At 41.6% G+C, this 9,616-nt stretch carries 9 protein-coding genes, 1 tRNA gene and 2 pseudogenes; 2 read left to right on the plus strand and 10 right to left on the minus strand.

Annotated elements, in window-relative coordinates:
* Positions 1-4: 4 nt before the first annotated feature.
* From ASL19_RS01820 to ASL19_RS17305, 5 genes and pseudogenes are all read right to left on the minus strand, one after another.
* Entirely contained in the window at positions 5-1,345 is a 1,341-nt protein-coding gene (locus tag ASL19_RS01820; RefSeq protein ID WP_057177051.1) for an ATP-binding protein, read from the minus strand.
* Between the two features lie 366 nt (positions 1,346-1,711).
* The gene (locus tag ASL19_RS01825) at positions 1,712-2,461 is read right to left on the minus strand and encodes a winged helix-turn-helix domain-containing protein (protein WP_057177052.1); all 750 of its coding nucleotides are present in this window, start codon (positions 2,459-2,461) and stop codon (positions 1,712-1,714) included.
* Positions 2,462-2,764: 303 nt separating this feature from the next.
* The gene (gene hisA, locus ASL19_RS01830; protein ID WP_057177053.1) at positions 2,765-3,538 is read right to left on the minus strand and encodes a 1-(5-phosphoribosyl)-5-[(5-phosphoribosylamino)methylideneamino]imidazole-4-carboxamide isomerase; all 774 of its coding nucleotides are present in this window, start codon (positions 3,536-3,538) and stop codon (positions 2,765-2,767) included.
* 38 nt (positions 3,539-3,576) lie between these two features.
* Positions 3,577-3,668: transfer RNA gene (locus ASL19_RS01835), tRNA-Ser, on the minus strand.
* A gap of 66 nt (positions 3,669-3,734) precedes the next feature.
* A pseudogene (locus ASL19_RS17305) lies at positions 3,735-3,848 on the minus strand (IS200/IS605 family transposase); the annotation flags it as partial.
* Between the two features lie 35 nt (positions 3,849-3,883).
* On the opposite strand from ASL19_RS17305, the gene ASL19_RS01840 reads away from it, so the two are divergent.
* Both ASL19_RS01840 and ASL19_RS01845 read left to right on the plus strand, forming a co-directional pair.
* Positions 3,884-4,210, plus strand: coding sequence for a DUF2499 domain-containing protein (locus ASL19_RS01840; protein WP_057177057.1), 327 nt, complete (start codon positions 3,884-3,886; stop codon positions 4,208-4,210).
* Between the two features lie 6 nt (positions 4,211-4,216).
* Positions 4,217-4,513 (plus strand): DUF3593 domain-containing protein, encoded by a 297-nt coding sequence (locus tag ASL19_RS01845; RefSeq protein WP_006276350.1) that lies wholly within the window; start codon positions 4,217-4,219, stop codon positions 4,511-4,513.
* 18 nt (positions 4,514-4,531) lie between these two features.
* Here the strand turns inward: ASL19_RS01845 and csaB are convergent, their stop codons facing one another.
* The 5 genes and pseudogenes from csaB to ASL19_RS01870 all read right to left on the minus strand — a co-directional run.
* Positions 4,532-5,569 carry a polysaccharide pyruvyl transferase CsaB gene (gene csaB / locus ASL19_RS01850; protein ID WP_057177054.1) on the minus strand — a complete coding sequence of 346 codons (1,038 nt, stop codon included), beginning with the start codon at positions 5,567-5,569 and terminating at the stop codon, positions 4,532-4,534.
* A gap of 20 nt (positions 5,570-5,589) precedes the next feature.
* The gene (locus ASL19_RS01855) at positions 5,590-7,851 is read right to left on the minus strand and encodes a transglycosylase domain-containing protein (RefSeq protein ID WP_057177055.1); all 2,262 of its coding nucleotides are present in this window, start codon (positions 7,849-7,851) and stop codon (positions 5,590-5,592) included.
* Positions 7,852-7,905: 54 nt separating this feature from the next.
* Positions 7,906-8,358: a signal peptidase II gene (lspA, locus tag ASL19_RS01860; protein ID WP_006276347.1), complete on the minus strand. Its 453-nt coding sequence runs from the start codon at positions 8,356-8,358 to the stop codon at positions 7,906-7,908.
* A 49-nt stretch (positions 8,359-8,407) separates the two neighbouring features.
* The gene (locus ASL19_RS01865) at positions 8,408-8,995 is read right to left on the minus strand and encodes a biotin transporter BioY (RefSeq protein WP_057177056.1); all 588 of its coding nucleotides are present in this window, start codon (positions 8,993-8,995) and stop codon (positions 8,408-8,410) included.
* A gap of 97 nt (positions 8,996-9,092) precedes the next feature.
* Positions 9,093-9,616: pseudogene (locus ASL19_RS01870) on the minus strand (ATP-binding protein); the annotation flags it as partial.

A 9,616-nucleotide genomic window follows, 5' to 3' on the forward strand; every position in this document is an offset into this window, starting at 1 on the left:
TGATTCAGAAATATCCGCTATCATGTTGAACCACCTGGGGAAGATGAATTTGTATCCAAGCACCACCGGTATCAGGATGGTTCATGGCCCTGATTTTGCCACCATGAGCTATAATTATTTGGCGGACAATGGATAAACCTAAACCACTACCAGTAATTTCTACTGTTTCATTCTCAGAGCGCGACTCCCGGTGTCTAGCTTTGTCCCCCCGATAAAATCTTTGAAAGACATGGGGTAGATCCACGGGAGCAAATCCAACCCCGGAATCAATAATGTTAATTTCTAAAATTTGGTTTGATATTGTACCTGTCTCTGGAGCAACTCCATTAATAGACTTCTCTCCACAAACTGTATTCATTTCAATAAAAATAGTACCGTTGAGGTTGCTGTATTTAATACAGTTATCTAACAGATTAAGAAACACTTGATAAATTCGGGACTTATCAGCACATATATAGACCTTTTCTGGACCGGAGTAGGAAATGCTAAGATGCTGGTTAGCGGCTAGGGGCTCTAAATTCTCCCAGACTGAAAAAATTAGGGAGCGGACTTCTAGCATTTCCAAATTCAGTTGGATGGAGGAGGTTATTTCCATCTGGGTCAGATCCAACCAATTTTGGACTAAATTAATTAGTCTGTCAACTTCTTGCATCAAGCGGATGACCCAACGGTTCAAAGGAGGATCTAAACGAGTTTGCAGGGTTTCTGCAACCAGACGAATGGAAGTCAGAGGTGTTCTCAATTCATGGGCCAGGTCTGAAAAAGAACGGTCACGTTGCTGATTAATGTCTACAAATTGTTGATGACTTTCTAGAAACACACCCACCTGTCCCCCCGGTAGAGGAAAACTGTTAGCTGCTAAAGACAATGGCTTTAATTCTAAGGTACCCTGACCATGATCTCGGGAAGGGTGAAAAATCCACTCTTGCATTTGCGGTTTTTGCCAATCCCGGGTTTGTTCAATTAACTGATCCAATTCATAGGATCTCACTAATTCCAGTAGTAACCGTACTTGACCCGGTTGCCATCTTTGTAAATGTAGCATTTCCCGTGCGCACTGATTGCACCATAGTAGTTGATTTTCTTCATCTACTTGTAAATATCCCAAGGGCGCAGCATTCAGCAACTGTTCATAAGCTTTGAGTGACAAGCGTAAGTTTTGTTGTTCATCCCTAACGGTACATATTTTACGATGTAATCCAGCTAATAGGGGCAATAATATCTTTTCAGCGTGGGGGTTTGAGGGTTGGGTTAACTGCTCTAAATGGCTGTTAAGTTGAAATTGTTGCCAAAGCCAAAAACCAAAACCGATTGCCAAACCCAGAAGAAATCCCAATAAGAACATTTGATCGTAAGTGTGCTATTTGACCGGAATTAAAGGGGTAGAATGCAAGCATGGTCTTTATAGGACGGCTTTTTTTGATTGTTAGATTATTAATGTAATCTGATTACTGTAATCATAACCGGTAGGGACTGCTTTTGGAAAATGCGATCGCCTAGGTATCTGTGACCATTCCTGTGCTACAGGTTAGACTGGATAAGATAACTGATCCACGCCGAATTTTATGTCCAATCAAGATGACAACTCCCAAAATGATAACTCCCGTGAGAAGAGCCAAAAACCCCAATCCAGCGGATGGTTTAAAATAAAAAGACCACGACCACCCAAAGGAATAGGAAAACCAAAAACAGAATAGCCCAGATATAGAAATCAACCAAATCTATAGCCAAAACCCCTGACTGTGACAATATATTCTGGATGGCTAGGGTCTAACTCTAATTTTTCCCTCAGCCATCGAATATGAACATCCACTGTTTTACTGTCACCGACAAAATCAGGACCCCAAACCTGGTCTAATAACTGTTCCCGTGACCACACCCTGCGAGCATAACTCATAAATAATTCTAGTAACCGGAATTCTTTCGGTGACAAGCTCACCTCCCTCCCCCTCACTAACACCCGACATTCCTGAGGATTCAAACTGATATCTTTATGTTTTAAAGTGGGTATTAAGGGCAAATTGGAAAACCGCTGACGACGTAACAAAGCACGACACCTAGCCACCATTTCTCTTACGCTAAAGGGCTTAGTTAGATAATCATCCGCCCCTACCTCCAAGCCTAGCACTCGGTCAGTTTCACTACCTTTCGCACTCAGAATTAAAATCGGTATGGAATTACCTTGGTGACGTAATAAACGACAAATATCTAACCCGTTAATTTGTGGCAACATCAAGTCTAGCACAAGCAGATCGAATGATAACTCACCGGGTTGGGTCTCTAAATTTCTGATTAGTTCCACAGCACAACGACCATCTTTAGCAGTCATAACTTCATAACCTTCACCCTCTAAGGCTACTACAAGCATCTCTCGGATCAGTTCTTCGTCTTCCACTATTAAAACGCGACTAACTGGTTCAATAGAGTTGTTGGAGTATCTAGGCAATTCAGTAGTATACATTGATAACAAAAGTTTGTAAGAATGTACTGGTCTTGGTTTCCAACTAGTTATGATCCTCACAAATTGAGGTCACATATTGGAGAACACGGAATTATTGTATTCAATACAACAATTTGCCTAAATTATAGTTCAAATAGTTGTTTTATAGAAATTTTGTCGAATATTTCCACATTTGTGCCTTTTAAGTGAGTGGGTGGAATTAGATATAAGATCAACGTAGGTTGGGTTGAAGTATGAAACCCAACACCCCCATGGGTTTCGTATTAAACTCATCCTACAAATAATTGTGTCTCCCTACTTAGTTCAGGCAAAACTAGAGAAATCCAAAGTGGGTGGAATATCCTGAATTCTTCCAGGACCTATAGCCCGCAATGCTTCTGGTAAACTAATATCTCCAGTATATAGGGCTTTACCGACAATTACTCCTGTAACCCCCTGATGTTCTAAAGATAATAAGGTTAATAGGTCAGTAACAGAACCCACACCCCCAGATGCAATCACGGGTATGGAAATGGCAGATGTCAACCCTCTTAATGCTTCCAAGTTTGGTCCCTGAAGTGTACCATCACGGTTTATATCAGTATAAATAATAGCTGCGGCACCCAATTCCTGCATTTGGGTTGCTAGTTGGGGGGCCAAAATTTGAGAAGTTTCTAACCAACCCCTGATAGCAACTAGACCATTCCGCGCATCAATGCCAACCATAATTTGGTGGGGGAATTGTTCACACAGTCCTTGAACCAAATCTGGTTGCTCTACTGCTACAGTCCCCAGAATTGCCCACTGTACCCCAAGACTAAATAACTGTATAACGCTGGATCTGTCGCGTATTCCTCCGCCAACCTCAATAGGTATGGAAACAGCATTGGTAATAGCCTCTATAGCAGATAGATTAACTACTCTACCAGCTTTTGCTCCATCTAGATCTACCAAATGTAGTCTTGTTGCTCCCTGGTCTGCCCACATTTTAGCGGTTTCTACAGGGTTATGGCTGTAAACCTGGGATTGTGCATAGTCACCCTTATAGAGTCTTACACAACGCCCCTCTAATAGATCTATTGCTGGGATAACTTCCATGACTAGTTAGTGAATAAGTTAATTTTAGTTGAGCTAAATGGAGAAGGAGGGATTCGAACCCTCGGATGGACCTTACGATTCCATCAACAGATTAGCAATCTGCCGCTTTCGACCACTCAGCCACCTCTCCAGGTCTATTAAAAATTATGATACAGCAATCATAACAGACAATTTTTGGCTTGTCAAGAGATTTTTTTCAAGTGGACAACTGAAAATCATGAATATAAAGTTTAACAATTTCTACTGGCGCTCCTCCAACAGTAGATATAAAATATGAGTTAGTCCGCAATGAGGGCAGTCTTGATTTTAATAGTCAAAGCTCTCCCAAGCCATATTTATAATCCCATGAACGCTCTTTCAATTCCCACCTGGATTATCCATATTTCTAGTGTCATTGAATGGGTAGTTGCCATTTCCCTCATCTGGAAATATGGCGAACTGACCCAAAACCATAGTTGGAGGGGATTTGCCCTAGCTATGATACCCGCCTTAATTAGCGCCCTATCTGCTTGTACATGGCATTATTTCGATAATCCCCAGTCCTTAGAATGGTTAGTTACCCTCCAGGCTACTACCACGCTAATAGGTAATTTTACTCTTTGGGCAGCAGCAGTGTGGGTTTGGCGTTCTACTCGAGCCAGTGGAGTTCTTAACATCTCAAATAAGGAGTAGACCGTCATGATCTCAAAAGAAACTCTATTTGCTCTCTCCTTGTTCCCCTATTTGGGTTTCTTGTGGTTTATCAGTCGCAGTCCACAAATGCCACGTTTAGCACTCTATGGATTCTATGGCACTTTAGTATTTGTTGGCGTTACCATTCCAGCTGGTATTTACGCCAAGATTGCCTACCAAGAAGCTCTAGCAAATATAGACTGGCTTCATGGCAGTGCTGAGTTATTCTTAACTCTTGCTAATATTTTAATTGTCTTGGGTTTTAGTCAAGCTGTACAAAATCTAGAAACTAAAGGTAAATAAACTAACATCCTTACCATACTAACTAAATACTCGGTACAACAAGTCGCGGTGTAACAGGGAACCATCCAACAGAGACTGTAATTTATCTCTTGACAAAGACTCGGTATTGTGATAGAAATCCAACCAAGTTTTGGCAATTAAATTAGGATCATCGGGTAAATCTGGAAGATTCCAACCTGGTATGGGTAAATCTTCCATCAACCTGTTGATTTTAGGATCATAACTTAAAGCAAAACAACGACACCCTTCACTAGCAGCCATAATTAAACTATGTAGACGCATTCCTATTACCATATTCACACCTCTAAATGCGCCTTTTAAAATTTGTGGTTTATCTAAACAAAAAACCTGGCTATTATTTGGTAATTGAGAGTGAATTTGTTGGGCAATTTCTAAATCTTCGGTTTTTTGAAATGGTAGAATTAGGATAAATGCTTGGGTGTGTTTTTGCAAATCAACCAATCCACGGATTAGATTTGCTAATCTATCCTGTGTCAACTGGGGATGTTTTCTCAAGGTAACTGCAATTCGTGGTTTTGGTAGACCCGCTAATTCTGGTACTGACTCAGATGCTAAACCCCACACTGGATCAGGTGCTAGGATATGTGGTATGTGCCAACCTGATAATAACCCAGCACTTGAGCGATCGCGCACACTCACACCCAAACAACCGGCAAAATTTCTTTGAGCCAACCAACGGTTTTGTGGTAGGGATAGGGGACCTATACCCTGGCCCCAGGCTATGGTTTTTAGACCCATAAATTGGGCCAAAGCCATTAATCCCCCATAATACAAGGGATTAATACTACTGGTTGCATCCTGCATTAAACTACCTCCACCCCATATAAATCCTTGACAAGAGCGTAAAGCTCGAATCAAGGGGATAAATGCCATCCGGTCATGACTTTCTACCCCATAATGTGTAGTGGTTAGTTGGGGACTACCGGACAGAACTACGGGAGTGATGTGAGGTGGTAGCATTTGTAAAAGAGTAGCCAAGAGAGCTTCATCACCACCATTACCCTTGCCATAATAACCAGAAAGTAAAACACGCATTATAAATCGCCCCGTCTTAGCTACTTAATTTGTCGCATATAATTTCCCCATAACTGTGCTGCTTGACCACTACTACCAAGGGTAGGAGAGTTGTTATCATTACCCAGCCAAATACCAGTGACCAATTGACGACTGGGAATAAAACCAATAAACCACAAGTCCACATTTTTATCTGTGGTTCCGGTTTTACCTGCTTCCTCACCCATTCCTATGGAAGCAGCGCGACCAGTGCCCCTAGCTACCACAGCTTGCATCATGTCAGTCATAGTGTTAGCTACATTCTTTTTTAACACTGTTTGATTAGCTTTGGGATTTTGAGTAAAGGAATAAATCTCCCGACAGGTTTTTAAATTATTCCGATCTTCACAATCACTACTATCTAGAATTCGGGTAATAGCGTGGGGAGGATTCCATACTCCTCGATTGCCAATTGCTGCAAACGCACCGGTCATTTCCAGAACATTGACTACACTTTGACCCAGAACTAAACCGGGAACTGATTCCAAGGAGGATTTTATCCCTAACCTCTGGGCCATTTCTACTACCTTATTTAATCCTACCTCCCGTGCAAGTCTTAGAGCAATAGGGTTTTCTGACAGTGCAAAACCGGTAGCTACATCTAAGCTACCACCCCCACTGCGACAAGGTCTATAAGTAAATCCTCCCCAGGGAAAAGAATTACAAGAATAGCTCTTATAGGTGGGTATTCCTGCTTCTATAGCTGCAGCATAGGCAAAAACTTTAAAAGTAGATCCAGGTTGTCTTTGAGCTTGTATAGCACGGTTAAATTGGCTTTCTTTGTAATTTTTCCCCCCGACCATGGCTAATATGCTCCCGGTTTTGGCATCTAGGGTCACAATTGCTCCCTGGGAAAATCGCAAGTTGGAGCCAACCTTATTTACCGAATTTTGCAAGGCTGACTCAGCTTTAGCTTGAATTACTGGGTCTAATTTAGTTTCAATGATGTAGTTACCTTCTCTGGCTGCTCCTGCACCCAAAATTGATTCTAACTCTTGAAAAACGTAGTTGTAAAAATAGGGAGCAATAGTTTTAGCTTGTCTTTCACAAACTTTAGGACTGACTTGTACAGGAGATCTTCTGGCTCGATTTGCTTGAGTGGAATTAATCGTACCCATATCTAACATGCGTCGAATGACCCGATTCCGATAATCTGCTGCTGCTAATTTCCTAGGTCCATCTCCACAAAAGTCAAACCCATTGGGTGCAGGTAATATTCCCACTAAAGTTGCTGCTTCTGACAGGGTTAATTCTTTGGCAGATTTTTCAAAGTAATATTTAGCCGCATCTTCAAAACCAGAAGTGTCAGCTCCTAAAAATACTCGGTTTAAATAGGTAAGCAGGATCTCATCCTTGCTATAAAAGGTTTCTAATTTTAAGGAGACAATAGCTTCACGAATTTTTCTTCCTAAAGAATCCTGTCTACCTACATAATCACGAAATAAACTCCGTGCAAGCTGTTGGGTAACCGTACTAGCCCCTTGTTGCACATCTCCACTCTGGGTGTTAATGAATACTGCCCGCAAAATTCCTAGGGGGTCAACTCCAAAGTGCCAATAATAGCGACTGTCCTCCGAAGCGACTACTGCACCGGGTATGTAAGGACCGAAATCTGCTATTTCTTTAAGATCTACGTGAGAGATATTGCGGGGTTCTCGCAATGGGGTGTAGGCATCCCGGGCATAAATTACTACTGGTCCACTGGTTGCGGTGGGTAGGGGGTTAACGTCAAATTTTGTCCATTCCCAAACGATGGCCAGGGCAAATAAGGCAGTAATACCACTGATACCATACATTCCCCAAGTAAGAAATTTAATATGAGCAGGGGGTGGATCAAGATACTCAAGACTTACTGAAGCAGCTAGTTCTGGTGGACCCAGGGTAACAATATCACCATGTCTAAGTTTGAGAGATTTGACTCGGCGTTTTCCTAAGTAAATACCGTTAGTGGAATTTTCGTCTTTGATAGTGAAGACCGGGTTGTTTTGGCTTGAGTCCCTAGTGAGGGAAAGGTGAACCTGGCTAACTACTGGGTTAGGAACGATGATATCACAGGATCTGGAACTGCGACCTAAAATGTAACGTTCTCCCAATAGGGGATAGGTTTGGCTTTCTTCCCCGTTTTGCACCCACAGTTCCGGTACTTTGGCATTGGGTTTTAAAGCTAGTTTAGAAAAGTCTACTCTAGCTTGAATGGTATTTACAGCTTGAGTGATTTGACCAAGAAAGGTTTGGGGTTTTCGGGGTGGTTGTTGGGAACTCATGGTCTAGGATTGGGTAAAGTTAATTTATATCAAAATTAATTAGGAGTTTTCTGCTTAGGCTTTTTTCTGGGAACCAATTAGTAGACAAACAATACCTATACTAATAAATGAGTCTGCTAAATTGAAGACCGGGAAGTTGAATAGACGAAAGTCCAGAAAATCTACCACATAGCCCAATATGAATCTATCAATACCATTACCTATAGCTCCCCCTAAAATTAAACCATAACCCAATTGTTCCCATATACTTAATAATGGACCCCAAAGAGCGATCGCCACTAAAAGTAAACTTACGACTAGGGATAACCAACGTAACCACTCAACCTTACCACTAAAAAGACTAAAAGCTGCACCTGTGTTAGTTACGTATGTCAGATGAAAGACTCCTGGTAGTAAGGGCAAGGTTTGGTGTAAATCAAAGCTTTTAACCACGGACAACTTTGTCAGTTGGTCCAGAGCAAAAGCTATTACAGCAGCAATCCAAAACAGGCGATTTTTTAAACCCATGACAATTCTAGCATTAATTATGTGAGACGCAAAAATTACTAATGAGACATTAATAAAACATAATGTGTCGTAGGAGGTAAGCTATGACAGTAACAGCACAAAGCACGGCCAATTGTCCAGGGAGGGAAAACCAGGAATATTTAAGAATACCCTCCATTAAGGACAAATTTTGATTGTCCCCCCAGGAGAAAAGATAACTGGTTACCAAATAACAAATACCGCAAATGTGAATAGTTAACAATCCGCACAGACAACTAAAACCTAAGCTTTCTAATCGGGGTCTGGCTTTAAAGGCAAAATGTCCACAAATCCATGCTCCTGGAATAAACCCCAGTAAGTAACCAAATTGGGAAAGCTTAAGATATGCTATACCTCCTCCTTGAGTAAATACCGGTAATAAGGTCAAGCCCATCACTAAATAAGCAATTTGGGAAAGGGCACCAGCACTTTTACCCCCTAAACAACCAACAAACAGTACAGCAGCAATTTGATAGCTAGTACCTAGAGGGAAGGTTTTAATTCCCTGTTGACTCCAGCTCCAGGGTAAGCTGGTACCGTATGCTTCTAAAAAGGTGCCGCCAATGGTCAACAGCAAGCCAATCATAGACCATAATAATTGATGGGAAGCAGCAAACATGGATTAGTTAATAACTAAATTAGATAAATAAACATTGCTATTGATTTGGAAGTGTCCAATCTCCCCAGTTCGGGATTACTGAGGGTTTGGCACTTTTCTAACTGCGAATTAGGGTAATAGTGCGCCCAGTGGGACTAAGAACCTCCTCCGTACTAATCCTCTCCCCCATGGGTGGTAAACCAGGACGGCGATCGAAAATCACTAACCAACCTGTATCTAATCCTAACCCATCCAGGTATTTATCCAGTTGGGTCAAACCCTTGATTAACGGATCTGACTTTCTTTCACGCCACACCTTGAGTTCCATACCCATCACTACCTTGCCATATCGTAAACAAATATCCATTCTCCCAGAACCAATGGCATATTCCCGTTCTAACGTACCACCACCATTTACCACCCGGTGTAAAAATGCCATCAAAACTAAATGGGGGGCAATCTCATGGTAGGGCGCACTTTTGAGCAATGGTTCTCCGTGTTGTCGCCAAAACTCCAGAAAAGCATGTAATAATTTATCAGGTAATAGTTCCCCTTGTTCATTTAGCCACAGAGGTTCAATTGCTCCAATAGAAACCCTAGTTGTATAACTTAGTACTAAAGGTAGAACTTCTTTATAAATTG

Origin of the sequence: Cylindrospermopsis sp. CR12, from assembly GCF_001432185.1 — a bacterium.
GTDB classification, from domain to species: domain Bacteria; phylum Cyanobacteriota; class Cyanobacteriia; order Cyanobacteriales; family Nostocaceae; genus Raphidiopsis; species Raphidiopsis raciborskii.

Bases quoted from the DNA above. Each gene is read 5' to 3' on its own strand.
- ASL19_RS01825 (WP_057177052.1), bottom strand. From the start codon at position 2,461: ATGTATACTACTGAATTGCCTAGATACTCCAACAACTCTATTGAACCA.
- ASL19_RS01820 (WP_057177051.1), bottom strand. From the start codon at position 1,345: ATGTTCTTATTGGGATTTCTTCTGGGTTTGGCAATCGGTTTTGGTTTT.
- ASL19_RS01865 (WP_057177056.1), bottom strand. From the start codon at position 8,995: ATGTTTGCTGCTTCCCATCAATTATTATGGTCTATGATTGGCTTGCTG.
- csaB (WP_057177054.1), bottom strand. From the start codon at position 5,569: ATGCGTGTTTTACTTTCTGGTTATTATGGCAAGGGTAATGGTGGTGAT.
- ASL19_RS01840 (WP_057177057.1), top strand. From the start codon at position 3,884: ATGAACGCTCTTTCAATTCCCACCTGGATTATCCATATTTCTAGTGTC.
- hisA (WP_057177053.1), bottom strand. From the start codon at position 3,538: ATGGAAGTTATCCCAGCAATAGATCTATTAGAGGGGCGTTGTGTAAGA.
- ASL19_RS01855 (WP_057177055.1), bottom strand. From the start codon at position 7,851: ATGAGTTCCCAACAACCACCCCGAAAACCCCAAACCTTTCTTGGTCAA.
- ASL19_RS01845 (WP_006276350.1), top strand. From the start codon at position 4,217: ATGATCTCAAAAGAAACTCTATTTGCTCTCTCCTTGTTCCCCTATTTG.
- lspA (WP_006276347.1), bottom strand. From the start codon at position 8,358: ATGGGTTTAAAAAATCGCCTGTTTTGGATTGCTGCTGTAATAGCTTTT.